Genomic DNA, 26298 nt, shown 5'->3' with positions numbered 1-26298 from the left:
CGGTCGTCTCTCGCCGGCTCGCCTCAGGTGTTGAAGCGGAAATGGATGACGTCGCCGTCGGCAACCACATATTCCTTGCCTTCGTCGCGCGCCTTGCCGGCTTCCTTGGCGGGCACTTCGCCGCCCAGCGTGACGAAATCGTCATAGGCGATGGTAAAGGCGCGGATGAATCCGCGTTCGAAATCGGTGTGGATGACGCCGGCTGCCTGCGGAGCCTTGGTGCCGCGCTTGATCGTCCAGGCGCGGGTTTCCTTGGGGCCGACGGTGAAATAGGTGATCAGGTCGAGCAGGTGATAGCCTGCGCGGATCAGCCGGTCGAGGCCGGCTTCCTCAAGCCCTAGGGCTGCGAGGAATTCCTTGGATTCTTCGTCGGGAAGCTGGGCGACTTCCGATTCGATCGCCGCGGAAATGATCACGCATTCCGCGCCCTGCTCGGCGGCCATCTTGGCCACGGCCTTGGTGTGTTCGTTGCCATCCACCGCATCGCTTTCGGCGACATTGCAGACATAGAGCACCGGATGGGACGTCAGCAGGTTGAGCCCCTTGAGGATCTCGACCTCGTCGGGCGCGAGCGTCTTGAGAAGCAGGCGGGCCGGCTTGCCGTCGTTGAGCAGCGCCACCACGGCCTCCATGATCGGAAGCTGGGCGACGGACTCCTTGTCCTTGCCGGTGGCGCGCTTGCGGGTCTGGTCGACGCGGCGCTCCAGGCTTTCGAGATCGGCGAGCATCAGCTCGGTCTCGATGGTCTCGGCGTCGCCGACCGGATTGATGCGGCCTTCGACATGGGTGATGTCGTCGTCTTCAAAGCAGCGCAGCACATGCACGACGGCGTCGACTTCGCGGATATTGGCGAGAAACTTGTTGCCGAGGCCTTCGCCCTTGGACGCGCCGCGCACCAGGCCGGCGATGTCGACGAAGGAAATGCGGGTCGGGATGATTTCCTTCGAGCCGGCGATCGAGGCCAGTTTCTGCATGCGCGGATCGGGAACCGCCACTTCGCCGGTGTTGGGCTCGATGGTGCAGAATGGGTAATTGGCGGCCTGCGCCGCCGCCGTTCTGGTCAGCGCGTTGAAGAGGGTGGATTTGCCGACATTCGGCAATCCGACGATACCGCATTTGAAGCCCATGAAACTCGTCCGTCTGGTGATCTCTGTTGCCCCTGCCTATGCGGAAAGGGGAGGGCAAGGTCAAGACGATCAGGGCCTGCGCCGCCATTTTATTGCTGCGGGGCGCAGACTTGAAAAGCGGGTGCGCCGCACACATAATATGTGGGTCGCCGCCTCTCCGAGCGAGAAGACCATCTGCGCGGCCGATCTTTCGCCAAAGACAGCACCCAGACATCGGAGACCGCCGGTGAGCGACAACAATACGATCATCACCCCCAAGACCGTGGTCAAGCCGAAGGTGGAAAAACCCCGGCTCTACAAGGTGATGCTGTTCAACGACGATTATACGCCGCGCGAATTCGTGCTCGCAGTGCTCAACGCCGTGTTCAAGACCGGCGAGAGCGCCGGCTACCGCATCATGATGACCGCCCACAAGCTCGGCAAATCGGTGGTCGCGGTCTATACCCGCGACGTCGCCGAAACCAAGGTCAAGGAAGCGATGGACTGGTCGAAGCAGGCCGGTTTTCCGCTGATGTTCACGGCCGAGCCGGAAGAGTGAACGGGCCTATTTCTTTTTCTTCTTCGGACTTTCCACACCCAGCGCCTCGGCGGTGATCCAGAAGACTTCGCCTTCGGATTCGGCCGAGTCCAGCCAGAAGAAATCGAGATCCGGGAATTCCTCTTCCAGAAGCTCGCGGCCGGTGCCGATTTCGCAGATCATGCCGCCGCCGGGATTGAGGTGCTTCGGCGCCTCCGCCAGGATACGGCGCACGAGATCGAGACCGTCGGGGCCGCCGTCGAGCGCCATGGCCGGTTCGGTGCGGTATTCTTCCGGCAGCACCGCCATTTCCTCGTGATCGACATAGGGCGGGTTGGTGATGATCAGGTCGAAGCGCCGGTTGCCGAGCGGCGCGAAAAGATCGCCCTGATGCAGCGTCAGGCGGCTTTCAAGCTCATGCTCGGCGACATTCAGCCTGGCGACTTCGAGCGCGTCCTTGGACAGATCCACGGCGTCGATTTCGGCGTTGGGGAACAGCTTGCCGGCGAGGATGGCCAGGCAACCGGAGCCGGTGCAGATGTCGACGACGCTTTCGACGCCATAGGGATCCGGCAGATAGAGGGAGTCTTCCTCGCCCGAATATTCGGTGAACAGGATCTCGCCGATGAAGGAGCGCGGCACGATCACCCGTTCGTCGACCAGAAAGCGGACGCCCTGGATATAGGAGCGGCCGGTGAGGTAGGCCGAGGGCTTGCGGCTGGAAACGCGCGTCTCGATGCGCTCTGCGAGCAGGCGGCGTTCGGCGCTGGTCAGCCGAGCGTCGAGAAAGGGGTCGAGGGCGTCGATGGGCAGGTCGAGACTGTCGAGCACCAGAAAGGCGGCGTCGTCGACAGCGGTCGAGGTGCCATGGCCGAAGGTGAGGTTTTCGGCGCGGAAGCGGCTGATGGCGTAGCGCCAGTAATCGCGGACCGTTTCCAGTTCGCTTGCAAGCTTGTCGAGATCCACCGTCGCCGTCATTCTGCCCTCCATGCGCTGCGTCGCCTCGGGATACACGCTCGCTCGCGTCTCCGCCACATCAAATGCCATTGTAACCCCTCGAAATCGATCGTTAACGTTTTCCCTTAGGGGACGGTTGAGGCCTTCCTGTTATTCTGAAAGGACGATCGAGGAGGTGAATTGTTGCAAGCCGGCGTCTATCATTTCGCCATTGCTGGGCTCGGTTTCTGCCTGATCGGCGCGGCGGCCCATGCGACGCGGGCAATTTTCAACGTGTTGCCCGATCGGCTGAGCGACAATGATCGCATGGACATGATCCTGAGCGACGGATATTCGCTCGGCGACAAGATCTTCGGCACGGAATATGACGACGCCGGCTACTATCGGCTCGACAGTCTTCGCAATCTCAAGAATTCGGTCGCGGCGACGCTGATCGGCGGCTGGGCGGCGATGTTGCTCACGCCTGGCCTGTCCGCGTCCATCGCCCGAGGCGTCGAATGGGCGGAAGACTGGCTCTGGGATCTCTTCCTGCATCGGCTGGAGACGCTGACGCTCTGGTAAGGCGTGCTCAGAACCGGATCTGGAAGCCCTGCTTGGACGCAGTGAGGCCGCAGGCCCGATAAAAAGCGTGGACGGCGGGATCGGGCCGTCCGGTCATCAGCATCACCTTGTAGCAATCGGCCTCGCGTCCCGCATCGATCACGGCCTTTACGACAGCCTTGCCATAGCCATGGCCGCGATGGGTCGAGAGGCTGACGACATTCTCGACCAATCCATAGGGCCGGCCGCCGCGCGTCATATTGGGAAGGACGAACAGCGTCGCCGTCGACACCAGCAGCCCGTCGAGATCGCCGACGAAGACGCCGCCCGGCATGGCGAGCATTGCGCTGAGCCGGGCTTCGGCGACCTCCGGCGAAAGGCGAGGGTCGCCTGGGTTGAGATCGCGATAGAGCGCCAACAGGCCGTCCAGATCCTCCATCGTCGCGTTACGCGCAACAAATGCCATGTCGATATCCTTTTCGTCTCCTCCTGCCACAGGTCCATGACGGAAAAAAGAAGCCCGCCCGGCGAGATGCGCGGGCGGGCTCGAGTCGCCCAGAACGCGATGAGACCGTCTCGGTCAGAACTCCGACCAGGTCTGCTTGAGCATGTTCAGCGCTGCGTTGCCGCGTGAGGCGAGAGCGGCGGCGGACGCCGTGCGCGGAGCTGCGGCGACCGGGCGCGGGCGCGACTGGGCCTGAGATGCGGTTGCGGCCGCGCCGATCCGGAAGCTCGCCATCAATTCCCCGAGGCGGGCGCTTTCCTGGGCGAGGCTGACGCCGGCGGCGTTCATCTGTTCGACCATCGCGGCGTTCTGCTGTGTCGCCTGGTCCATATGGTTGACGGCGGTGTTGACTTCGCCGAGGCCCGAAGCCTGTTCCTGGGCTGCGACCGCAATGGCGTCCATATGGGCGTTGATCGCCTGCACCACTTCGGCGATGGCCGACAGACCTTCACCGGTGTCGCTGACGAGGCGGACGCCTTCGGCGACGGCAGTTTCGGAATTGCCGATCAGCGCCTTGATCTCCTTGGCGGCGTTGGCCGAGCGTTGCGCCAATTCGCGGACTTCCTGGGCGACGACGGCGAAACCCTTGCCGGCTTCACCCGCGCGGGCGGCTTCGACGCCGGCGTTGAGCGCGAGCAGGTTGGTCTGGAAGGCGATCTCGTCGATCACGCCGATGATCTGGCTGATCTGCTTGGAGGAGTGTTCGATCTTGCCCATGGCGGTGACGGCGTTGGACACGACCGCGCTCGAGGTCTCGGCGCGGCTGCGGGCGCCGCGCACGAGGTCGCGGGCTTCGGAGGCGCGCTTGGCCGTCGCCTGGATATTGGCGGTCACTTCTTCGAGCGCCGCCGCCGTCTCTTCCAACGATGCGGCCTGCTGTTCGGTGCGGTTGGAGAGATTGTCCGAGGCCTGCGAGATTTCCGCGCTGCCGTCGCGAACCATGCGCGCGGCCTGGCCGACGCCGACCAGAGCATCGCGCAACTGCTGGACGGAGGCGTTGAAGTCGCGACGGAGCGGTTCGAACTGCTCGGCGAAAGGGTTGTCGATCTGGCAAAGCAGATCGCCGGCTGCGAGGCTGCGAAGACCGGAGGCAAGAGCGCCGGTCGCCTGGTTGAGGCGCTCGTCGGCTTCCTGTTCGGCGCGGCGCTGAACCTCCAGCCGCTCTTCTTCCGAACGCTTGCGGGTTTCCTCGGTCTGGCGCTCCAGATCGGCGTTATGGATCGCGGCCTGACGGAAGACCTCCAGAGCGCGGGCCATTTCGCCCACCTCGTCGTGACGGCGCAGGCTCGGCACGGCGATGGCGCTGTCGCCATGCGCCAAGGCTGTCATGCAGCGGGTCAAGGCGGCGATCGGGCCGGTGACGCGGAACAGGATGATCGAGATCGTCACAGCGCAAATGAAGAGGATCATCAAGAAGGCGGCTGCACACAGAACCGCTGTGGTCAGCGCCGTCCGCTGATGGTCGCGCGACGACGTCGTCAAAATCGACACCGCCTCCGAGGCGACATCGGCGATCAGCTTCAGTTTTCCGGTGACCATCGGACGCCATTCGTTGATGACCAGCGACGTCGGGGCGCCTTCCTCCAGCGCCTTGATGGTCCGGTCGCGCAACGCGGTGAAATCCGCGCTGAAATAGCCATTATTCGCCTGCAGGACCGCAGCCTTCACAACATCCGGGGTCGCTTCATGATTCACAAGCGTTTCGGTGGCTTTCCACCCGAAGGACGCCGTCGCCAAGTTGGCGTCGATCTCACTGCTCTGTTCCTGGGTCAGTTTGCCGTCGCCGGCCAAGGCGGCGTTGATGCTGAGAAACGCTGCGCCTGCTGTCGCGCGGGTCGACCAGGCCAAAGCGCGGATCTGGGTGAGCGGCGCCAGATTTGGGTCTGCAGAACGGATATCGGCTTCGGCGAGGTTCGACGCCGTTTCGAGCTCGTTCAGGAACTGATCGCCCTCACTCATGATGGTTGCCTGCGCAGCGGCTGCGTCGCGGACCGCCAGCGGGCTGGAGACCGCCGCGTCGACATCGACGCGAACGGCGAGAATGCGATCGTAGCGCGCAAACAGTTTCGACAAGGCGTTCCTGATATGGCTGCTGTTTTCAAAGCCGGCGGCGGCCTTGATCTGCGACATCGATTCATCCACCGCGGCGCGCTTTTTCGCGAGGGATGCGAGGGCGGCTGCGTTGTCGTTCACGTCGAGCTTCAGCGCAGCGATGCTGTCGCCCCGTTCGTTTCTGAAATTGAGGAGAATGTGAAACACGCTTTCGTCCAGAACCGCCAATTCGTTGACGCGGGACTGCGCAGTATATTCATTATAGGCTGTGAGTGTGGATTTGCCCATCAGCCCGCTGGCGATGAGGCCGATGAGGATGAATGTTCCCATCAGTATATTTCGAATTGAAATGGCCATCGTGTCCCCTTTGCCGTTTTCTCCGGCGAAAAATCTCAAATTGACCCTGCGCCCGGGCAAGTCGGATTGCCGGCGAAGTTTTACTCTGATCTTGTGGAAGCAATAATGTTTCCCTAGAGCAAATTCACTTCAGAAAGTTTCGCTTGTCTTAATGAAAAGCAGAAGATCTCGTAAAAACTAGGACGTTGTCTCAGCTTTCTATACGTTGAGCCATTTGGGATTGCGTTTTAAATCACTTTTACAATCAAAGAATTATAATTAGATGTGACTTATTTAAGATATTAAATATACGTAATTGTATTAACTTATAGAACGAACCGAAGTCGCCGACTGATCTATGGCCGGCGTCATGACGCTTGTCTAGTCGCTGGGGCCTCCCAGGAGCTTTTTGAGCATATCCGCCATAGGGCCGATGGTCGGCGTCTTCTGGCTCTGTGGGCGCGCTTGGCGGATATGGGATTGTCCTGCGGGTTTTGCCTTTAGAGGTTCGCCCTTGGCCTCGCCGCCCGCCAGCCTGTTCATGAACTGGCTTCCGTCGCCCTCGAGCAGAAGCTGGGCGTGAAGGGCGATGTCGTCGAGCAGCGGGTCGAGCCAGGTCTGATCGGCTTTGGCGAAATCGCCGAGAACATGATTGTGCACCAGTTCCTTGGCGCCGGGATGGCCGATGCCGAGGCGCACGCGGCGATAGTCCCGCCCGCAATGCGCATCCATCGACTTCAGTCCGTTGTGTCCGCCATGGCCGCCGCCGATCTTGACCCGCACTTTGGCTGCGGGCAAGTCGAGTTCGTCGTGAAAGACGGTGATATCGGCGGGAGCGAGCTTGTAGAAGCGCATGGCTTCGCCGACGCTTTCTCCGGAGAGATTCATGAAGGTCTGGGGCTTCATGAGCAGGATCTTTTCGCCGCCGATGTCGCCTTCTGAAATCTCCGCCTTGAACTTCTTCGACCACGGGCCGAACGGCAGCTTGCGGTGGATGGCGTCGATGGCCATGAAGCCGATATTGTGGCGGTTGCCCTGATATTTCGAGCCCGGATTGCCCAGTCCTGCGAAGATTTTCATCGGTGAATGCCTCGGCTTGCCCTATGCGCCTTCCAAGCCGCAACCGGGCCGGAATGTCAACAGTTCCATCCGGCGCGGCATGAAAAACCCCGCGCGGCTTTCGCCGGCGGGGTTCGAAGTCGTCGCCCGGCTCGCGCCGGGCGGCAATATTGTTGTTGTTATTCCTGTTCGCCGGTTGTGCCGCCAGCCGGCGACGCGATGGTGGCGATCGTGAAGTCGCGGTCGGTGATCACGGGGGTCACGCCAGCCGGCAGCTTGATGTGCGAGATGTGGATGCCGTCGCCGATCTTGAGGCCTTCCAGGTCGGCCGTGATGAATTCCGGGATGGCGTCGGCCGGGCAATGGAACTCGACTTCGTGACGCACCACGTTCAGCACGCCGCCGATCTTGATGCCGGGGGACTTTTCTTCATTGATGAAGTGAACCGGGATCTCGACGGTGACCTGGGTGTTGCCGGACACGCGGAGGAAGTCGACATGCATGGTGAAGTCGCGGACCGGATCCAGCTGATAGTCCTTCGGCAGGACCGAGATCTTCTGGCCGTCGACGTCGATGGTGGCGACGGTGGTCATGAAACCGCCGGCGTGAATCTTCAGCGTAACTTCCTTCACGGGGAGGGAAATCGACAGGGGGGCCTGCTTGTCGCCATAGATGACGGCAGGGATGCGGCCGTTGCGGCGAAGTTCGCGGGAGGACCCCTTACCAACCCGTTCGCGCAGCTCGGCCTTGAGCTCGTAAGTTTCCTGGCTCATGGCTATTCCTTTCAAGTTTGCGGAGTGTCCCGGGCGGCGCGGACGCCGACCCAAAACGACATATCTTTGTGGATACGCCTCCGCCGTGCCTCCAAGGGTGTCCCGGCGGATGCGGGCCTATAACAAAACAGTCTCTGGAATGCAAGTCGCGGGCATGGCGGGAAAGATGCGCCCGCCGCAATTGACCCGCAGGACAGGCCGGGGCAATCTCCGGCCATTCGAATCCGACTTCATACGGAGCCTGCCATGATGCGCAAAGCGCTATTCGCCGCGACGGCTGTCGCCCTCGTTCTTTCCCCGGTCGCCTCGCGCGCGGCGGAAATCAACGAGGCCGGAGCGCAAAAACTGCTCGACAGTCTGACGTATTATCTGCCCAAGAACGTCAACGACAGCGGGTTCCTGCGCGTTACTCCCGGCTCGCAGCGCTATGAACTGCGCATGGACTTCAGCGCGCTCCTCAAAGATGTCGATCCCAAGACCTTCGCCATCGAGGGCTTGAAGCCCATTTCCTATTTCCTGACGCCGCAGGACGACGGGATGTGGAAGGCGGAACTCAGCGACCGGCTCGACGTTTCGGGCAGCTTCACCGCCGACGGCAGGCCGTCCACCTTCGTCTACAAAATCGAGAAGATGACCGGCGACGCACTGTATGATCCGGCCGTCTCTTTCTTCCGAACCAGCAATTCAGCGTACGAGAATGTCGCCATCACCACCCAGACCGGGGCCGAAATGGTGGATATCGCGGTCGCCAAGGCCTCGCAGGACATGCGCCTCGAAAACGTGACCGACGGCCGCGGCGACCTCGTCAGTAATTTCGGCTTGAGCGGGCTCAGCGAAACGATCAACAGCCCGGGCCAGGCGGGGCAGGTGCGCATCGACGCGGCGTCCATGGATGGACGGGTGCAGTTGGACAAGGCCGGGCTCGCGCCGCTGCGCGATCTCGTCGTCTTCGTGCTCGATCTGATAAAGTCCGGACAGCAGAATCTGACGGCGGAGCAAAACACCAGGCTGAAGGCGCTGATCCGGGCCAATGTGCCGCTGGTCGACAATCTGGTCGAGGACATCCACATCCGCGACGTCAAGGTCAATGCGTCGAACATGAATTTCTCCGCCGCGGATATCGGCTACAAGCTCGCCTTCAACGGCTTGAAGCCCGACAGCCGCTTCGAATTCGAGGTGAGCGCGACCGATCCGACGGCGCCGGCCGGACTTCTTCCGCCGGGCACGGAGGGGGCGTTGCCGAAATCGCTGAGCTTCGGCATGGCGATGCGCTCTCTCAATCTGGAAGGCATGATGACCTATCTCGCCGATCACGCCGACTTCACCAAGGATCAGCCGCTGACGCCGCAGCAATCCGAGGAACTTGGCAAGATTGTGCTGCCCGACGGCAAGATGAATTTCGAATTCACCAATGTCGCCGCCAAATCCGACGTCTACGATATCGCGCTCACCGGCACGATGCAGGTCGATCAGGCCCAGAGCGACAAACCGAACATGAATGTCGACATCGTCGCGCGCGATTTCGACAAGACCGTCAAGTTTCTGCAGGACAATGCCGCCACGGTGCCGGAATTCGGCCAAGGCGCCTTCATGGCGCTGATGATGAAGGGCTTCGGCCGCGAACAGCCGGACGGCTCCATTCTCTGGAACGTCAAGATGGGCGCCGACGGGGAGGTCTTCATAAACGGCCAGGCGATGAAGATGTGAGCCAGGCGCGGCGCGCAAGCGTCGCACAATTGCGACAGGCCGGCAGGGCAGGGGCGAATGCGTCACATTTTCCTTATGTATGCCGGCCTTTTCATGCTAGCTCTATGAGTGGAATGCCGGGAGAATGACGAACGCGCGCACAGCGCCGGATGTAGACACGGGCAGACGCTTTGGGAGGAGCTCATGCTTGGATCGAACCAGCACGCGGATAAAGTCTATCAACTGACCCAGGAAAAGTCGGCCGGCGCCAGTTCGCCGATCGCGGCGTCCTGGCGGCGATGTCTGACGCGATACGGGCTGACGCCCGAGGAGAAACGCGATCCCCACAGACTGACGGAGGCCGAATTCCAGGAGGTGCTCGGGCAATCCGGCCATGTGGTCGAGGAAGCCTCGGGCGAACTCGACTGGCTGTTCGGCATGGTCGGCCGGGCCGGCTGCTGCATCGTCATCACCGACAGCAACGGCGTGGTGCTCGACCGTCGCGGCGTCAGCGGCGAGGATAAGGAATTCCGCGATCTCGGACTGTGGACCGGCGCCTTGTGGAGCGAGGCGAGCGTCGGCACCAACGGCATCGGCACCGCGCTCGCCGACGGGCGGATGGTCACCGTGTTCCGCGACCAGCATTTCCTGTCGTCCAATATCGGCCTGTCATGCGCCTCCGCGCCGGTTCGCGACCATGTCGGCCGCATCGTCGCGGCGATCGACATTTCCACCGCCCGGCGCGACGCCTCCGAAATGATCATGCCGGTGCTGGCGCAGGCGGCGAGGGACACCGCCGGCCGCATCGAAGTCAATCTGTTTCGTCGCGCCTACAGCCGCGCGCGGATAGTCCTGCTCGACAGTCAGTCGCATTCCGGATCGGCTCTGCTCGCGGTCGATCGCGACGACATGGTGCTGGGCGCGACGCGCGCGGCGCGACTGGCGCTCAAGATCGACGATGCGATGATCCAGAGCGGCATTCCGGCCTCCGATATTCTCAGCGAAAGTCGTGACGACAGGAGCGCCGATCTCCTCGCGGCCGAACGGGCTGCGTTGCGGCGAGCATTGGCGCGCAACAACGGCAATGTGTCGTTGACCGCGCAGATGCTCGGCATCAGCCGCGCGACATTGCACAGGAAGATCAACAAGTTAAATCTGCACGGGGAGTGAGGCGCGTCTCTTCGGCCGAAGACCGCCTCTGTAAACCGAGGCGTTTTCTACCTAGGATTTTAGTCAAAGTTCGCCGATGGACGCGTTGAGCCTGCGTTTCAGCGCCTCCAAGCCGATACTGCCCTTTAGCGTTGCAGAAGAGAGAACCCTAATTAAGCCAGTATTAAACCGCCCGTGATAGATGCTTGATGCTAGCGGGGGAGCCGATGCTGCTGATCGTCAGAAAATTCTTTTCCATTCCGGCGGATAAGCCCGAACTCGCGCTTGCCCAGTTCTCCGCTTTCCAGCGCCAGGTGCCCCTGATGTATCTGATGCTGGTCGCCAATACGGTCGCTCTTTCCCTCACGCATGCCGGCTTGGCGCCATGGCAATTGACCGTCGGAGCGCCGAGCATTCTCTATCTTCTCTGCGGCTACCGACTTGTCGGCTGGGTCGTCAGGCGCAAGCAGGTGGTCACGGCCGAGGCGGCCATCGCCAGGCTCCGCGGCACGTTGCGCTTCACCGTCGTGCTCGGCGTCGGCTTCACCGCCTGGGCCTTCTCGCTCTACGGCTATGGCGGCGACCTCGAAAAGGGCCATGTCGCTTTCTACATGGCGATCACGATCATCGGCTGCATCTTCTGCCTGATGCATCTGCGCGCGTCCGCGGTGCTGCTGGTGTTCATCGTGCTCGGCCCCTATGTGGTGTTCTTCGCCTCGACCGGGGTGGAAGTCTTCCAGATGATCGCGGTGAACGTGCTGCTGGTATCGGCCGCGCTTCTGTTCATCCTGCAGATCTATTACACCGATTTCGCCAATCTCATCGCCTCGCGCAAGGAGATCCAGGCGCAGCAGCAGGAAGCGCAGCGGCTGTCCGAGGAGAATCTGCGGCTCGCCAATCTCGACAGTCTGACCGGCCTGCACAATCGCCGCTGGTTCGTGACTGCGCTCGAGCGGCGACTGGCCGCGGCGGAGAGCGCCTCCGAACGGCTCGCCATCGGCATGATCGATCTCGACGGCTTCAAGCCGGTCAACGACGCCTATGGCCATGGGGTCGGCGACAAGGTTCTGATCGAGATCGGCAGGAGACTGTCCCTCGCCGCTGAGCGGGAAGGGTTGGAAATCGCCCGCCTCGGCGGCGACGAATTCGGCTTCATCCTGCACAATCCCGCCTCCGACGAGGCCGCCGTCGACGCCGCGGCGCGTCTGATCGCCGATGTCAAACAGCCTCTCGACCTGCCGGAACTGACCGTGCGCGTCGGCGGATCGAGCGGCGTGACCATTTTCCCCGACCATTGCCGTTCCGCGGAAGAGGCCTTCGAGCACGCCGATTACGCGCTCTATCACGCCAAGCTGACCCGGCGCGGCGCGGTCATTCTGTTCACGCAGGCGCTCGCCACCGAGATCGCCTATCGAAGTCTGGTCGAGCAGGAAATCAAGCGGGCCGATCTCGATCGGGAGTTCCACCTCGCATTTCAACCGCTCTGGTGCGAAAGCGGACGCCGGACCTACGGTTTCGAGGTTCTGGCGCGTTGGGATTCACCGGTGTTGGGTCCTGTGCGGCCAGACGTCTTCATTCCCGTGGCCGAACGCTGCGGCATGATCGGCGCGCTGACGCTGTCGATCTTCTCGCGGGCGCTGAAAGCGGCGAGCGCATGGCCCGACGACGTGCTCCTGTCCTTCAACCTCTCGATCAAGGATATCGAGGCGCCCCAGATTCTCGAAGGGCTCCTCGAGATTCTGGCGCGGAGCGGCTTTGATCCGCACCGGCTGGTTTTCGAACTCACGGAAACGGCGGTCATGCAGAAGTTGCAGATCGCCGCCGGCAATATTCGCCGTCTCCGCGACCTCGGCATCGGCGTGGCGCTCGATGATTTCGGCGTCGGCCAGTCCAATCTGGGTCAGATCCACCGCCTGCCGGTAAGCGCGCTCAAGATCGACCGGAGCTTCATCGCCGACATTTGCGAAAGCACGGTCAGCTGCAACATCATCCGAACCCTCAACGACCTCGCGCGCAACCTGGATTGCGCCTGCATCATCGAAGGCGTTGAAACACAAGAGCAAGCGGCGGTGTTGAAGGCGCTGGGCCTCACCTTGTTCCAAGGCTATTTCTTCGGTCGACCGATGAGCGAGGCGGCTGCGCTCGACCGTCTTCAATCGGAATACGCCTCGTCGCACGCGGCCTGAGGCGCAACCTGCGAACTTACGGAACGGTCGTTCAGAAAAAAAAGGCCGCCGGAGTGTCAGGAGATGGGGTTATCTCTTTGTCCGGGCAAGTGGATCTCCTGGCGGCCTTGAGTCCGAAGTCCTAAACGCGTCGGTTGCAGTGGTCAAGAATAACGGCCTTATCATTTTTGGGGGTATTTTCGACGCCGACGCCTGGTATGTCAGAGGCCTGCCTCGCAGGCTTCGTCGATCACCGCGAGCTTGACGGCCTGGCCTAGAAGATAATCCTGGATGAATTTCTGTCCGACCCACAGGGGAGACTTTCCGGGCTGGCCCGTCCATCCCATCGCCCCATGGGCCTCCGCCTCCCGAAGCTTCCTCGACAGATGCGGCCGGGATATCGCCAGCCGGATCGCGAGCTCGGACGTCGGAATGAAGCCGCAGATCAGCCTGTCCGGCTGTTCCGGATCGGGGCTCCATGTCTGGGCGAGGATATCCATGAGATGCGCGCCGGCGTCGAGCCAGTTCAGGAGCGCGAAATCCCTGCCGATCGCCTCGAAGCCCCGTCGCTGCGCGAGCCCGCGCGCAAGCATGGGCTGTATGCGCGGCAGGGCGGCGGGATCCGACATCAGGCGTCGCACGCGTCCGCCGGGCGAAATCCGATCGAGCGTGCCGAGATGCACGAGCAGCCAGAGCTGGTAGATTTGGAAGACGGACTGCACCGGCTTCAGCGGCTTGCGGCGCCGGTCCTGCCAGCTGTCCGCCGTCTCCAGATAGCCGTAATTGACCAGTTCCTTGCAATAAGCGTCGGCCGTGTTGCGGCTGGCGATGCCGAGATCGGCCACGGTTTCGGTGAAGGTCGTGATGTTCAGGCCAGGCGCGTCCGGATCCCGCATCTGCTCGAAATAGAGAGCCAGGCCGATATGGCTCATCAACCAGCGCTGCTGGTTGGTGAAAGCGCTGGACAGTCGGGCTTCGGAATTCGACGCCTCGATCAGCTGTCGCGATTGATCCCTGATCAGATCTGCGAACCCGACATGGCCGATAATGACTTCATGTGTAAGCGCCAAGTCGCATTCCGCCTCCTACGGAAGTTCCGGCGGCGGTTACACGATAATGGCGCCGCGCCCGTTTCTCAATCGAACAAGCTCGACACGGACTCTTCGAGCGCAGTGCGGTGGATCGCCTCACCCATCAAGGGCGCAGTCGAAAGCACGCGGATATTGGCCGCCTGCAGCACCGCGGTGGTCGGCTGAATGGAATCGGTAATCACCAGTTCCTTGAGCTTCGACGCCACCACACGATTGACGGCGCCGCCCGAAAGCACGCCATGCGTAATATAGGCCGTCACGCTGGTCGCGCCCTGGTTCAACAGCGCTTCGGCTGCATTGCAGAGCGTGCCGCCGGAATCGACGATGTCGTCGATCAACAGGCAGTCCTTGCCGGCCACGTCGCCGACCACGTTCATCACTTCGGATTCGCCGGCCCGTTCGCGACGCTTGTCGACGATGGCCAGATTACGGTCCGACAAGCGCTTGGCGAGCGAGCGGGCGCGCACCACGCCGCCGACGTCGGGCGAGACCACCACGACATTGTCGAGATCGTAGTGGGACTTCACGTCGCGCGCAAGAACCGGCACGGCAAAGAGATTGTCGGTCGGAATATCGAAGAAACCCTGGATCTGGCCGGCATGGAGATCGAGCGTCAGCACACGGTCTGCGCCGGCTTCGGTGATCAGGTTGGCGACCAACTTGGCGGAGATGGGCGTGCGCGGACCGGATTTGCGATCTTGGCGGGCATAGCCGAAGTAAGGAAGGACAGCGGTGATGCGGCGGGCCGACGATCGACGGAACGCGTCGATCATGATCAGCAACTCCATCAGATTGTCATTGACCGGATAGGAGGTCGACTGGACGACGAAGATGTCTTCGCCGCGGACATTTTCCTGGATCTCGACGAAGATTTCCTGGTCGGCAAATCTCCGGACGCTTGCCTTGCCGAGTGGAACCTTCAAATAGGAACAGATCGACTCGGCCAGTTGCCGGTTGGAATTGCCCGAAAAAACCTTCATGACCTGCCGCCTGTTTTCATGCCGGATGCCGGCTTAATAACCGGCTTTGCCGTGAATGCAAGGGGATTCCGACGAATCCCCCCGCTGTTTTGCAACGCGGTAAACCGGCGCCGATTGTTTGCGCGCCGGTCTCCGACCCATCTCGCGGATGTGGTCTTGCAGAGGGTCAGTCGGCGGAAGCCTGGGCCGACGCGTCGGGCGAGCAGGCGGTGAAGCGGGTGTCGCAGAGCGCGCCGAGGCCGCGGCAATGCTTGAGCGCGGTGCGGATAGCCACCCTTTTGTTTTCATGGACGAAATAGGCAAAGTTGTCGCCTGCGGGCGCTTCGCCCTGGAAGCGCGCGACGCTGAAGCAGGCGTTCGAGAAGGTCAGGAGCGGCTCGCAGCGGAACCGGGACTGGCTCGTGCATTTGCTCGCCGCCGCCTGCCGCGCTTCGCCTTCGCCCTGTTGGTTCTGCACCGAGTAGATAACGCCGGCCTGATCGATGGAGGCGGCGCCCCAGATGCCGGTCGACCCCGGGATCGGCGTTTCGGGCGCGCTCGCCGCCTCGCCGCCGGCCTGCGGCGTCTTGAGAGAGGCGATCTGGGTTTCGAGCGTGTCCTTGTCGGCCTTGAGCGCCGTCATGCTGTCATTGAGCTTGTTCAGCTGAGTCTGGAACAGATCGCGCTCCTCCCGCAGGCTGGCGACCTCCGCCTCGAGCTGCTGTTCGCGCGCGGAGGGCGTCGCTGCCTGGGAGGCGTCGCTTTCGTCTTCGGCCGGCGGGGCGTTGCGGGCCGCGTTGAGATCGGATGTGAGCTGCGTCACCTTGTCGGCGAGTTGCTGCCGCTCGAGTTTGGCGGAAGCGGCGTCGGCGGCTACTTTCTGCAGGGCTTCGAGCTGCACCGTCAGCACCGAGATCTTGGCCTGAGCCTCACGCAACTGGTTGCTGCGCTCGAGCAGCGCGGCATTGGCTTTTTCGACGTCTTCGTCCGGCGCGGGGGCTTCGGCGCTCGGAGCGGGCGCTTGCGCCTTGAGGTCATCGAGCGCCTTCTGCGCGGCGGCGAGTTCCTCCCGCGCCTTGTCGCGTTCCTGCGCCGCCTGATCGGCGCGTTTCTGGAGATCGTCTATCTTGCCTTCGGCGATGACGGCGCTGTTGGCGTTGGTATTGCCGGCTGCGGCGCCGCCGTCACCGCTGGACAGCGCATAGCCGAGGCCGGCGCCGAGAAGAAGGAAAACACAGGCCGCGATCGCCGTCGGACGCCAGCGCGAGGGCTGATGGTCTTCCGGCTTGTCGCCGGCGAGGCGAGGACGGTCCTGGGACAGGCTGGGCGCGATCGTGGGCGCCTCGGAGACAACCTCTTCGTCTTTCGCCGCGCTGTCGATGGTCTGGGCGTCATCCTTGCCGGGGGCGAGCGTGGCGGCGGCGGAAATCGGCGCGACGGCTGGCGTCTCGGCGTCCGGCGCTTCTGCAGCGGGGGCCGTTTCGGTTTCGCCTCTTTCGGATGTCGCATCGCCGTCGGCTTCGGCAGACGCTGCGAGTGGAACGAGGCCGATCGCCGCGAGGCCGTCGTCCTTGGTCTCCTCGTCATCGCTCTCGACGGCGTCCGCCACGGCCGGCGGCGCGTCCTTGCCGCCGGTCCAGATGACCGGCTGCACAAAAGCCGCCGCCGGCGCTTCGATTTCGAGGGCCGCGAAAGCGGGGATCCTGCGGGCGAGATCGGCGTCCAAGGTCAGCCGGGCTTGTCCCTCGACGATCTCGGCGTCGCCGGGCAGGAAGTTGGCGGTCTTGCTCCAGCCTCGTTTCGACAGAAATTTCCCGGAGGCGACGTCGCGCAGCCTGAATCGGGTTTCGCCGTCCGGCGGGTCCTTGATGGTGATGGTGGCGACGCCCGTCTCGGCGTCCTGCTTGATGTCGATCTCCGCCACTGTCGGTCAACTCCTGGGGTGCAAAGGGGCCCTGTCTCACCCTGACTAAGGTTTTAGATGGGCGAGATTTGGACGGAAAGAGGCATGAACCGAATTTTTTCCGGCCACTTGAATCGACCGTTTCACGCAACATATAAAGTTACATGAAAAGAGATTCGCGACTGTCCGGCGTGCTGCACGCCATTCTGCACATGGCTCAATCCGAGGCGCCCGTGACCTCGGAGCAGTTGGCCAAACATATGGACTCCAATCCGGTGGTGATCAGGCGGATCATGTCGGGCCTCAGGGAAGCCGGCTTCGTGACGTCCTCCAAGGGCCACGGCGGCGGCTGGGTCATGGCGCGCCCGCTCGCCGAGATCAGCCTGCTCGATGTCTACCAAGCCATCGGCGCGCCTGCGCCGTTTGCGATCGGCAACCGCAACGAAAGCCCCGGCTGCCTGGTCGAACAGGCGGTCAACAGCGCTCTGGACGATGCGTTTCGCGAGGCCGAGGCGATCTTGGTCGCCCGACTGGGCGCGGTCACGTTGGCCCAGCTTTCCGAGGATTTCCATCGCCGCTTCCAGGCGCTCAAGAAGGATCATGTCCATGTCGCTTTATGATGTCGTCGTCATCGGAGGCAGTTACGCCGGCCTCGCGGCGAGCCTGCAGCTCGCCCGCGCCCGTCGCAACGTGCTGATTGTCGACGCCGGTCTCCGGCGCAATCGCTTCGCATCGACGTCGCACGGTTTCCTCGGCCAGGATGGTCGCCCTCCGGCCGAGATCGTCGAAGAGGCCCGGGCGCAGGTGCTGGCTTATCCCAATGTGGGCATTCATCACGGCAGGGCGGAAAGCGCGCGCGGCGAGAAGAACGAATTTTCGGTCCTGCTCGACGACGGCTCCGCCGTGCAGGCCCGGCGGCTGGTGCTGGCCACCGGCGTGAAGGACATTCTGCCCGAAATTCCCGGCCTCGCCGAGCGCTGGGGACGGAATGTGTTCCACTGCCCCTATTGCCATGGCTATGAACTCGATTGCGGCAGGATCGCCGTGATCGCCGTCGGGGACATATCGATGCATCACGCGCTGATGCTGCCGGATTGGGGCGAGACCACGCTGTTCACCAATGGTCGCTTCACGCCCGACCCTCAGCAAGAAGAGGCGCTCGCAGCCCGGGGAACCCGGGTGGAACACGCCCTCATTTCGGCGCTGGAAGGCGAGGCCGACATCGTGCTCGCCGACGGGCGACGCCTGTCTTTCGCCGGCGTGTTCACCGCGCCGACGACGGTTCCGTCGTCGCCGATCGCCGATCAACTGGGTTGCGCCTTCAAGGAGGGGCCGCTGGGGCGCTATATCGATGTCTCCCCGATGATGGAGAGCAGCGTGGCCGGCGTCTTCGCCTGCGGGGACGTCGCCCGCATGGTGGGATCGGTGTCGTTCGCGGTCGGCGACGGCGCCATGGCCGGCGGCGCGACGCACCGATCGCTCATGTTTGAGTGATCAGCCCTGGCTCTCTCGCCACTTCATATAGGAGGCGATGGTGGCCGAACCGATCGATTGCATGACCTCGGGCGGCACGGCGCTCCAGGCGTCAGCGCCCTTGGCAGGCACGATTTCCTGTCCCTGGATGCGGTGCAGGCGGGCGCCTGCATTGTCGAGCACGTCCCAGACATAGATGACTGTCACCCGCTGGCCATCCGAAAAGGCGGACAGATAGCCCTTGAGCACATGTTCGGCGTTCTGATCGTTCGACCCCTTGATGGTCAGGCCGTTGCCTCGGGCCGAGGTTCCGAGTTCGCGCGACAGCGGCGTCACCGCAGCGATCGGCGCGCCGATGATCGGCATGAAGCGGATCGCGCCCTTGACCGGCTGATTGGAATAGATGCTGGGCGTCGCCGGCGCTGCGCCGTCTGTGCGGTAGAGATTTGCGCCGAGAGTCCCGTTGTTGGCGCGGGGCGCGGCCGGGGTAGCCGCGACCGGCTCGGCGGCGGCGGGATTGGCCTGACCGCCCTGCAGAGCCTGCGCCTGAGCTTCGAGCGTATTCTGGGGCGGTGAAGGATCGTCGCCGTCGTCGATCGGGGGCAGGCCGGCCTGCGGCTGCGCAGACGCCTGCCGGGTCGGTGGCGCATCCGATGAGGGGTCGACGGGAACCGTCTGCTCGCTCGCGGCGGGCGCGTTGGGAATGTCCGCCTTCGGCGTCAGCGCATCGGTGGAGTTGCAGGCCGACAGGGCGATCAGCGCCGAACCGAGGATCGCCAGACATCCGTATCGCTGCATCGTCGACTCCCGCTCGCCGTCCACTACAAGTTTATGACGGCGAGCGCGTCGGTCTGTCAATTCCGCAAACTTCACACCGACAAAAGGTCGAGGCCGAGCCGGCTCAGGCATTTGGCCGGACCGGAGGTGGTGAGATAGGTTTGACCCAGGGTCATGGCGACACCCGTCTCCGAATCCATGATGATCATATGCACGAAAAGCGTCATGCCCGGCAGGATCGGCTCGGGATTGCCGATGTGGAACATCTGGTGCTCCATCCAGGAAGGGGAGAAGCGGGCGCCGAGCGAATAGCCGCAGGCGTTGAGCCGATGACGCGCCAGCCCGCGTTCGTCCATGATGCGCGCATGGGTGTCGAACACGTCGCCAAAGGTCGAGCCGGGCGCCAGCACCTGTTCGATCGCCTCGATCGTGTCGCGGGCGGCGGCGTAGAGTTCCTTCTGGCGGTCGGTGGGCTTGCCGATCACGATCGTCCGCATCATCGCGGCGTGATAATGGGCGTAGGCGCCGGCCCATTCCAGCGTCAGTTGATCGACCTGGTCGAGCACGCGGCGGCCGGCCTTGTAGCGGCAGAGCAACGCGTCGGGGCCCGAGCCGATGATGAATTCATTGGCGGGGTAATCGCCGCCGCCGGAGAAGATCGCGCCTTGCATGGCGGCGAGAATGTCGGCCTCGTTGGCGCCGGGCTTGATCAGCGGCAGCGCCGCTTCGAGCGCGTCGTCGGCCAGGACCGCGGCTCGGGTCGCATAGTCGATCTCGGCCTGCGACTTCACCAGACGGAGGCGGCTGACGACATAGGAGGCGTCGAGGATCGTGCCGAACGATGTCAGCTGATTGTCCAGCAGCCGGGCGTTCTTGCCGGTCAGGCCGTGGGTGTCGTATTCGACGCCGATGCGGGCGCCGAGCAGATCCAGTTCCATCAGCAGGTTCTTGAGATCCGCAGCCGGATCGGCATTGGCGCGGTCGATCCAGATCCGGATGTCCTCGATGGTCGAGGTCAGTTTCGCCTGGCGCAGATCGGCCGAACGGGTCATCAGCACCATCTGGCCGTCGGCCTTCACCACCAGCGTCTGGAAGAAGCAGTAGCCGAACGTGTCGTAGCCGGTCAGCCAATACATGCTTTCCTGGGCGAAGAGCAACATGGCGTCGAGCCGCTCTTCCTTCATCCGCGCCTTCAGGAGTTCGAGACGCGCGGCGAATTCGTCGCGTGAGAAATGCAGCGCCATAGTCAGTGCTCCCTGATCATGATGGCCGAGATCTGCCGGCCGTAATCGTCTTCCTTGCGATGCGTCGCGCGGCGATATGAGAAGAAATTCTCCTCGTCGGCATAGGTGCATCGGTCGATATTTTCCGCCTGCACGCCTGCGGCTCTCAACCGCTCGACGGTCAGGGCTGGCAGGTCGAACATGCTGTGCCCGGTCTTTTCGGACGGTTCGAAGAAGCGCGACCATTCGGGGTCCACGGCGACGAAGCGGGCGACGAATTCCGGGCCGACTTCGTAACTGGCCTGCGATATAGACGGGCCGAGGCTGGCCGCGATCCGCTCGCGGCGGGCGCCGAGCGCGATCATCGCCTCGATCGTGGCTTCGAGCACGCCGTCGAGCGCACCCTTCCAGCCGGCATGCGCCGCGCCGATGACGCGGGCCTCCCGATCGGCAAACAGCACAGGACCGCAATCGGCGGTCAGAACGCCCAACACAATGCCGGGGGTCGACGTCACCTGGCCGTCGGCCTGCGGGCGCTCGCTCTTGTTGGCGGCGTCGACGGTGACGACGTCGGCGGAATGGATCTGGTAGAGCGTGGCGAGATCGCCGACGTCACGTCCGAACCAGGCCGCGACGCGGCTGCGATTTTCCTGGATGGCCGCGGGCGCGTCCTTCGAGCCAAGGCCGACATTGAGTCCGGAATAGAGTCCTTCGGAAACGCCGCCCTTGCGGGTGAAGAAGCCGTGTTCGATCGCGGCGCCTGCCGTGTCCGACAACAGCGCGCTTTGGATAGGCCGGACGCCTTGGAAATCTTCATGGGTCATCGGGAAGGGCAGCCTTGTCAAACTCTGTCGATCGGAGGGGCGGGGTCGCGCGACGCAGTCACCGTGAGGCTGGCGGATGTTTGCAGCGTCGCGGGAGGCGAGTCAACTCTGGAACGGCGGAAGATCCACCGCCGGGCTCGTCACCACCAGCGCCTTGAAGAGTTCGCCCATCTCGTTTTCGCCATCGCCCGCCAGGCGGCGCACCGCCGACACGATTTCTTCCTGTCGGGAGGCGTCCTTGCCTGCGCCGAGCGCGCCGGCGCGGTCGGCGAGGCCGAGGCCGAGCAGGAAATCGCCCTGGCTGCCCAGGCCCGCGACGTGAACGGCGCAGTGACGCGCCACATCGGCGAGCGCGGAGAAATCGACATGGCTGGTCAGATCGGCTTCGCCGGGATGGGCGAGCGGCGGATCATAGGCATGGCGATAGATCGCCTGCAGCGTATCGCCGAAACCCTGTTCGACATGGCCGTAATCGATGATCAGGCCGACGCCGCCGGTGCGGAACAGCCGTTCGGAGATCGCCTGCATGATCGCCGCCCGCGCCGGGGCGAGCTCCGCCACGGCGCCCATGGGCGCCTCGCGATGGTCGGGCGGCAGCAGGATCGGGTCGACGCCCGCGACCCCCACCGCAAAGGTCAGTTGATCATCGGCGTCGAGCCCGACGAGCCGCTCGCGAAAGCCGTTCGGCGTCTTGACGAATTGCCGGATCGGCACCGCGTCGAAAAATTCGTTGGCGACCAGCAACAGGAAGCCCTCGGGGATCGCGTCGAAGGTCTCGCTCCATTCGGTCTTGCCGGCATGGTCGGCCAGCGTCTTCGCCTGGATGTCGCGCAGCGTCGGACTGGTCTCGATCATATGCACGGAGGCCGCCGCATAGAGTTCCGGTTCGAGACGTTCGATGGTGCGGAGAATGTCGGCCATCATCGTGCCGCGGCCCGGGCCGATCTCGGCGATGCGCAGCTTGTCGATCGGCTTCAGATGGCGTCGCCAGGCTTCCACGAAGAAGACGCCGATCATCTCGCCGAACAGCTGGCTGATTTCGGGAGCCGTGACGAAATCGCCGCCACGACCGAAGGGATCGCGGGTCTTGTAATACCCGTATTCCGGATCGGCGAGGCAGAGCGCAAAATAGTCGGTGATCGAAATCGGGCCGTTGGCGCGAATGATGGCGCGGATTTTCTCTCGAAGCGGCGTCGTCATGCGTCGGCGAACTCCCGACCGGCGGCGCGTCTGGCGCGCGCCATCGCCCAGAGGCCGAGCAACAGCATGGGCAGCGACAGAACCATGCCCATGGTCAGCCAGCCGCCGGCGAGATAGCCGAGCTGCTTGTCCGGCTCGCGCACGAATTCCACCGCGATCCGCGACAGCGCGTAGAGGCAGACGAATGCGCCGGCGGTGAAGCCGGGCGTCTTCAGGCTGCCGCGCAGGAAGACGAGCGCGGCGAGGATGAGGCCGGTGACAACGCCTTCCAGGCCCGCTTCATAGAGCTGGCTCGGATGCCGCGCGAAGGGCTCCTGACCGGGAAACACCACGGCCCAGGGGACATTGGTGATCTTGCCCCACAATTCGCCGTTGATGAAATTGGCGATGCGGCCCATGAACAGGCCGGTGACGCAGACTGTGGCGACGACGTCGAACAGCGACCACACGCGGATGCCGCGACGGCGGGCGAACAGGATCATGGCGATGGTGGTGCCGGTGATGCCGCCATGGAAGGACATGCCGCCGTTCCAGATCTCTATCGCTCGCAGCGGCTCGGCCAGCACGCTGTCGAGATCATAGAAAAGGATATAGCCGAGACGCCCGCCCAGCACGATGCCGATCGCCGCCCAGAAGACGAAATCATCGATGTCGTTCAGCGTCATCGCCGGCTTGTCGTTGCGCCACAGCCGCGGGGTGGTGACGATCTTGCGAGCATAGGCCCAGCCCAGGAGAATGCCGACCACATAGGAAATTCCGTACCACTTGACCGAGATCGGCCCGAGCGACAGGGCGACCGGATCGATGTCGGGAAAGGGGAGAATGGCGAGATTGTACAGCGTCTCGGTCAATGGCTCGCTCCGTGCAAGTCTTGTTCTCGGAAAGCGCGGCTTATAGCATGGTTGCTCCGGCAGGACAGAGGCGGGAGGCGGAAGTCGGGATTTTTTGCCGCGCAGGGCCGAAATTCCTTGCATCGCGAGGGGCCATTGCCTACCTCCGGTTCATGCATTCATTCCGTTTTCGGAGGCTCAAATGACCACGGGACCCAACCGCATTCTCGACGATTTCGCCAAGCTGATGACCGACGCGGCCGGCGCGGTCCAGGGCGTTGGCAAGGAAGTCGAAACGGCTTTCAAGGCGCAGGCCGAGCGCTGGCTGAACAGCATGGATCTCGTCAAGCGCGAAGAATTCGAAGCGGTTCGTGAAATGGCGGTCAAGGCTCGCGAGGAAAACGACGCGCTCGCCGCGCGCATCGCCGCGCTCGAAGCGAAGCTGGGTGGGTCTGGAGAATAAATCCAGACACTTATAGGGTTTATGACCGGTTAAATCGGCGGGTGTGGTTTATCCACAGCCCGCCGATTTTGTTTTCAGCAGTTTTTTGCGGCCTGTGGAAAGGATCGAAAAATCCTTTTCGGAGAGTCGGTTAAGTTTGGCTGTTGAATCTGAATATCAGTCTTTTCTAACCGGGGTCCGCGCAAATTCGAAAGTACAGGGCTGGAAACGCGAATCCGGCGCTATAGACTGATTTTACAAGATGATTCGAAGCGAAAGACGCAAGTTCCGGGCAGGGTAGTAAGCTCATACTCAGTGCGTCGCCTCGCGGGTCATTCCTAGAATTTAAACATTTGCCCCCGCGACGGCGTTGCCGCTTTCGCGGAGGGTCGAGAATTGTCACTCTTCAGGTGCAGCATGAGCCTTTTTGATATCAAGGTCGAGCGACAGTCCCATCCGGTGGACATGATCGAATTCGTCGCCGACACCAACGACTGGTCCTTCGAGCGTTCCGCCGACGACGAGATCGCCATGACCGTCGCAGGGCGCTGGACCGATTATTACGTGTCCTTTTCCTGGATGGAGCAATTCGAGGCGCTGCATTTCTCCTGCGCCTTCGACCTGCGCATTCCCGAGGCGCGGCTCGCGGAGGTCAACAAGCTCGTCGCCATCATCAACGGCGACATGCTGCTCGGCCATTTTGACGTGTGGAACAAGGCGGAGTCGGTGATCTTCCGCCAGTCGCTCCTGCTGTCGGGCGGGCTCGAGCCTACGGGTCGGCAGGTCGAGGCGATGCTGGCGTCGTCGATCGACACTTGCGAAGTCTATTTCCAGGCGTTTCAATTCGTCGTCTGGTCCGGCATGGGCGCGCAGGCCGCCATCGACGCCGTCAGGTTCGAGACGGTCGGCGAAGCATGAGCGCGATCAAAGGCCCCATCATCCTCATCGGCGCCGGCAATATGGGCGGCGCCATGGCGCTCGGCTGGGTGCGCAGCGGAATTGCGCCGCAGACCATCATCGCCGCCGATCCCAACCCGCAGGGGCCGATGAAGGCGCGGCTGTCCGACGCCGGCATCGGTTTCGTGTCCGAACCGCCGAAAGGCGTGAAGGCGGGCGTGCTGTTCATCGCGGTCAAGCCGCAGGTGATGGGCGAAGTGCTGCCTGCCTACAGGCCGTTGGTCGGACCTGACACGATCATCGTTTCGGTCGCCGCCGGCAAGACGCTCGGCTTCATCGAGGCCAATCTCGGCGAGGCGGCCATGGTGCGCGCCATGCCCAACACGCCGGCCATGATCGGCCGCGGCGTGACCGGCGCCTTCGCCAACGAACATGTGACATCCGAGCAGCGCGCCGCGGTGGATGCGCTGCTCAAGGTCTCCGGTCCGGTCGAATGGGTCGAGACGGAAGCTTTGATCGACGCCGTGACCGCCGTTTCCGGCTCCGGCCCGGCTTATGTGTTTCATCTCGTCGAGTGCATGGCGGAGGCAGGCCGTAAACTCGGTCTGCCGGCGGACCTCTCCATGCGTCTCGCGCGAGCTACAGTGTCGGGCGCTGGTGAATTGCTTCACCAGTCGCCCGGCGAAGCCGCCGAATTGCGCAAGAACGTCACCTCTCCCGGCGGCACCACGGCCGCGGCGCTCGCCGTGCTGATGGCCGAAGACGGCATGCAGCCGCTGTTCGACATCGCCATTAAGGCCGCGCGCGACCGCGCCGAAGAACTGGCGGGCTGAGGTCATGACGGAACAGATTTCCTACGCCGATTTCGAGCGCGTCGACATTCGCGTCGGCACGGTCGTCGACGCCCAGCCCTTTCCGGAGGCGCGCAAGCCGGCGATCAAGCTCGTCATCGATTTCGGGCCCGAGATCGGCCTGAAGAAATCGTCGGCGCAGATCACCGCCCATTATACGCCGGAGTCGCTGGTCGGGCGGCAGGTGCTCGGCGTCGTCAACTTTCCGCCGCGCCAGATCGGTCCATTCATGTCGGAATGCCTGACGCTGGGCTTTGCCGACGCGGATGGCGCGATCGTGCTGGCGCGTCCGGATGCAGCCGTTCCGAACGGCCAGAAACTGATCTGACGCAATTCCTTCCTATTCCTGCGCTACATCGCGCCGCGATGAACCGACCGGAGGCCGCCATGCCGCTCAGCGCCATTCACGAGAAATTCAAAGTGTCCTGCCTGCCGCGCGCCACCGAAGTTGCGCGGGAATGGCGCGCGACGCATGTGATTTCCCTGCTCGATCCCGGCATCGCCGACGAACATGTGCCGCGTATTTCCGGCGCCGAACACGTCGTGGCGCGGCTGCGGGACCAGGAAAACATGTTGGAGACCGGCCACTTTCCCGATCTGGTCGTCAGCCTGTTCGAGACGGTGCGTGCGGCCGCCGAGCGCCACGACGCCCGCATCCTCGTTCACTGCCATGCCGGCATTTCGCGTTCGACGGCGTTCGCCTATTCGCTGATCGCCCATCGCGCCGGACCGGGCCGTGAGGCGGAGGCTTTCGACGCCTTCCTGTCGATCGTTCACAAGCCCTGGCCGAACCGCCGCATCGTGGAGATCCTCGATCGGCATTTCGGCCGCGACGGCGCGCTGCTCGCGCCGCTGGATGCGCTCCGGGAGAAACATCCGCGCCGGATCGATGCGTTGCATCGTCACAATATCCGCCGCGGTTTCTTCGAACTGGTGCCCTGCGAAATCTACAATCGCTGAAA

The 26298-nt window shown here is 63.1% G+C and carries 26 protein-coding genes; 12 read left to right on the top strand and 14 right to left on the bottom strand.

Annotated features, from left to right (window positions below; genetic code table 11):
* Positions 1–23: 23 nt before the first annotated feature.
* The gene (ychF, locus tag OCK01_RS04450) at positions 24–1127 is read right to left on the bottom strand and encodes a redox-regulated ATPase YchF (protein ID WP_263822854.1); all 1104 of its coding nucleotides are present in this window, start codon (positions 1125–1127) and stop codon (positions 24–26) included.
* 226 nt (positions 1128–1353) lie between these two features.
* Between ychF and clpS the strand changes: the two genes are divergently transcribed.
* A complete protein-coding gene (clpS, locus tag OCK01_RS04445; protein ID WP_263822853.1) occupies positions 1354–1665 on the top strand; it encodes an ATP-dependent Clp protease adapter ClpS in 312 nt (103 codons plus the stop codon).
* A 6-nt stretch (positions 1666–1671) separates the two neighbouring features.
* Here the strand turns inward: clpS and prmB are convergent, their stop codons facing one another.
* Entirely contained in the window at positions 1672–2691 is a 1020-nt protein-coding gene (gene prmB / locus OCK01_RS04440) for a 50S ribosomal protein L3 N(5)-glutamine methyltransferase (RefSeq protein WP_312858625.1), read from the bottom strand.
* Positions 2692–2781: 90 nt separating this feature from the next.
* Here prmB and OCK01_RS04435 point away from each other — a divergent pair, with 90 nt between their 5' ends.
* Entirely contained in the window at positions 2782–3162 is a 381-nt protein-coding gene (locus tag OCK01_RS04435) for a hypothetical protein (RefSeq protein WP_263822852.1), read from the top strand.
* Between the two features lie 7 nt (positions 3163–3169).
* Here the strand turns inward: OCK01_RS04435 and OCK01_RS04430 are convergent, their stop codons facing one another.
* The 4 genes from OCK01_RS04430 to OCK01_RS04415 all read right to left on the bottom strand — a co-directional run bounded on the left by OCK01_RS04430 (position 3170) and on the right by OCK01_RS04415 (position 7866).
* Positions 3170–3607, bottom strand: coding sequence for a GNAT family N-acetyltransferase (locus OCK01_RS04430; protein WP_263822851.1), 438 nt, complete (start codon positions 3605–3607; stop codon positions 3170–3172).
* Positions 3608–3721: 114 nt separating this feature from the next.
* Positions 3722–6055, bottom strand: a complete 2334-nt coding sequence (locus OCK01_RS04425) for a methyl-accepting chemotaxis protein (RefSeq protein ID WP_263822850.1) — start codon at positions 6053–6055, stop codon at positions 3722–3724.
* 360 nt (positions 6056–6415) lie between these two features.
* On the bottom strand, positions 6416–7114 hold the full coding sequence (gene pth, locus OCK01_RS04420) for an aminoacyl-tRNA hydrolase (protein ID WP_263822849.1): 699 nt from the start codon (positions 7112–7114) through the stop codon (positions 6416–6418).
* 158 nt (positions 7115–7272) lie between these two features.
* Positions 7273–7866, bottom strand: a complete 594-nt coding sequence (locus OCK01_RS04415) for a 50S ribosomal protein L25/general stress protein Ctc (RefSeq protein ID WP_263822848.1) — start codon at positions 7864–7866, stop codon at positions 7273–7275.
* Between the two features lie 246 nt (positions 7867–8112).
* On the opposite strand from OCK01_RS04415, the gene OCK01_RS04410 reads away from it, so the two are divergent.
* From OCK01_RS04410 to OCK01_RS04400, 3 genes are all read left to right on the top strand, one after another.
* On the top strand, positions 8113–9573 hold the full coding sequence (locus OCK01_RS04410) for a hypothetical protein (RefSeq protein ID WP_263822847.1): 1461 nt from the start codon (positions 8113–8115) through the stop codon (positions 9571–9573).
* Positions 9574–9756: 183 nt separating this feature from the next.
* The gene (locus OCK01_RS04405) at positions 9757–10722 is read left to right on the top strand and encodes a helix-turn-helix domain-containing protein (protein WP_263822846.1); all 966 of its coding nucleotides are present in this window, start codon (positions 9757–9759) and stop codon (positions 10720–10722) included.
* A 206-nt stretch (positions 10723–10928) separates the two neighbouring features.
* On the top strand, positions 10929–12887 hold the full coding sequence (locus OCK01_RS04400; RefSeq protein WP_263822845.1) for a putative bifunctional diguanylate cyclase/phosphodiesterase: 1959 nt from the start codon (positions 10929–10931) through the stop codon (positions 12885–12887).
* A gap of 200 nt (positions 12888–13087) precedes the next feature.
* Here the strand turns inward: OCK01_RS04400 and OCK01_RS04395 are convergent, their stop codons facing one another.
* From OCK01_RS04395 to OCK01_RS04385, 3 genes are all read right to left on the bottom strand, one after another.
* A complete protein-coding gene (locus OCK01_RS04395; RefSeq protein ID WP_263822844.1) occupies positions 13088–13936 on the bottom strand; it encodes a hypothetical protein in 849 nt (282 codons plus the stop codon).
* 65 nt (positions 13937–14001) lie between these two features.
* Complete coding sequence (locus OCK01_RS04390; protein ID WP_182828813.1) at positions 14002–14937, bottom strand: ribose-phosphate pyrophosphokinase; 936 nt, start codon at positions 14935–14937, stop codon at positions 14002–14004.
* A gap of 166 nt (positions 14938–15103) precedes the next feature.
* Complete coding sequence (locus OCK01_RS04385) at positions 15104–16840, bottom strand: DUF4189 domain-containing protein (RefSeq protein ID WP_263822843.1); 1737 nt, start codon at positions 16838–16840, stop codon at positions 15104–15106.
* A gap of 143 nt (positions 16841–16983) precedes the next feature.
* Between OCK01_RS04385 and OCK01_RS04380 the strand changes: the two genes are divergently transcribed.
* Together OCK01_RS04380 and OCK01_RS04375 are read left to right on the top strand one after the other, a co-directional pair.
* The gene (locus OCK01_RS04380; protein ID WP_182828816.1) at positions 16984–17439 is read left to right on the top strand and encodes an RrF2 family transcriptional regulator; all 456 of its coding nucleotides are present in this window, start codon (positions 16984–16986) and stop codon (positions 17437–17439) included.
* Positions 17426–18313: an NAD(P)/FAD-dependent oxidoreductase gene (locus OCK01_RS04375; protein WP_263822842.1), complete on the top strand. Its 888-nt coding sequence runs from the start codon at positions 17426–17428 to the stop codon at positions 18311–18313. The genes OCK01_RS04380 and OCK01_RS04375 overlap by 14 nt, the downstream gene beginning before the upstream one ends.
* On the opposite strand, the gene OCK01_RS04370 is transcribed toward OCK01_RS04375, so the two are convergent.
* The 5 genes from OCK01_RS04370 to lgt all read right to left on the bottom strand — a co-directional run bounded on the left by OCK01_RS04370 (position 18314) and on the right by lgt (position 23167).
* Positions 18314–19090: a hypothetical protein gene (locus OCK01_RS04370; RefSeq protein WP_263822841.1), complete on the bottom strand. Its 777-nt coding sequence runs from the start codon at positions 19088–19090 to the stop codon at positions 18314–18316. It lies immediately after the preceding gene.
* A 71-nt stretch (positions 19091–19161) separates the two neighbouring features.
* The gene (locus OCK01_RS04365; RefSeq protein ID WP_182828819.1) at positions 19162–20313 is read right to left on the bottom strand and encodes a M24 family metallopeptidase; all 1152 of its coding nucleotides are present in this window, start codon (positions 20311–20313) and stop codon (positions 19162–19164) included.
* A 2-nt stretch (positions 20314–20315) separates the two neighbouring features.
* Positions 20316–21116, bottom strand: a complete 801-nt coding sequence (gene pgeF, locus OCK01_RS04360; protein WP_263822840.1) for a peptidoglycan editing factor PgeF — start codon at positions 21114–21116, stop codon at positions 20316–20318.
* A gap of 102 nt (positions 21117–21218) precedes the next feature.
* Positions 21219–22316, bottom strand: a complete 1098-nt coding sequence (locus tag OCK01_RS04355) for a class I SAM-dependent methyltransferase (RefSeq protein ID WP_263822839.1) — start codon at positions 22314–22316, stop codon at positions 21219–21221.
* The gene (lgt, locus tag OCK01_RS04350) at positions 22313–23167 is read right to left on the bottom strand and encodes a prolipoprotein diacylglyceryl transferase (protein ID WP_263822838.1); all 855 of its coding nucleotides are present in this window, start codon (positions 23165–23167) and stop codon (positions 22313–22315) included. Before lgt ends, OCK01_RS04355 begins: the two co-directional genes overlap by 4 nt.
* A 181-nt stretch (positions 23168–23348) precedes the next feature.
* Here lgt and OCK01_RS04345 point away from each other — a divergent pair, with 181 nt between their 5' ends.
* The 5 genes from OCK01_RS04345 to OCK01_RS04325 all read left to right on the top strand — a co-directional run bounded on the left by OCK01_RS04345 (position 23349) and on the right by OCK01_RS04325 (position 26296).
* On the top strand, positions 23349–23609 hold the full coding sequence (locus OCK01_RS04345) for an accessory factor UbiK family protein (protein WP_182828822.1): 261 nt from the start codon (positions 23349–23351) through the stop codon (positions 23607–23609).
* 396 nt (positions 23610–24005) lie between these two features.
* Positions 24006–24506 carry a YbjN domain-containing protein gene (locus OCK01_RS04340; protein WP_182828823.1) on the top strand — a complete coding sequence of 167 codons (501 nt, stop codon included), beginning with the start codon at positions 24006–24008 and terminating at the stop codon, positions 24504–24506.
* Positions 24503–25318: a pyrroline-5-carboxylate reductase gene (gene proC, locus OCK01_RS04335; RefSeq protein ID WP_263822837.1), complete on the top strand. Its 816-nt coding sequence runs from the start codon at positions 24503–24505 to the stop codon at positions 25316–25318. The genes OCK01_RS04340 and proC overlap by 4 nt, the downstream gene beginning before the upstream one ends.
* A gap of 4 nt (positions 25319–25322) precedes the next feature.
* The gene (locus OCK01_RS04330; protein ID WP_182828825.1) at positions 25323–25664 is read left to right on the top strand and encodes a tRNA-binding protein; all 342 of its coding nucleotides are present in this window, start codon (positions 25323–25325) and stop codon (positions 25662–25664) included.
* 59 nt (positions 25665–25723) lie between these two features.
* Positions 25724–26296: a protein-tyrosine phosphatase family protein gene (locus tag OCK01_RS04325; protein WP_263822836.1), complete on the top strand. Its 573-nt coding sequence runs from the start codon at positions 25724–25726 to the stop codon at positions 26294–26296.
* The last annotated feature ends 2 nt before the right edge of the window (positions 26297–26298 follow it).

The sequence above is a fragment of the Rhizobium sp. TRM95796 genome, assembly GCF_025779995.1.
In the GTDB taxonomy this organism is placed as follows: domain Bacteria; phylum Pseudomonadota; class Alphaproteobacteria; order Rhizobiales; family Rhizobiaceae; genus Rhizobium_E.
This window is presented reverse-complemented; position numbering and strand designations above follow the sequence as displayed.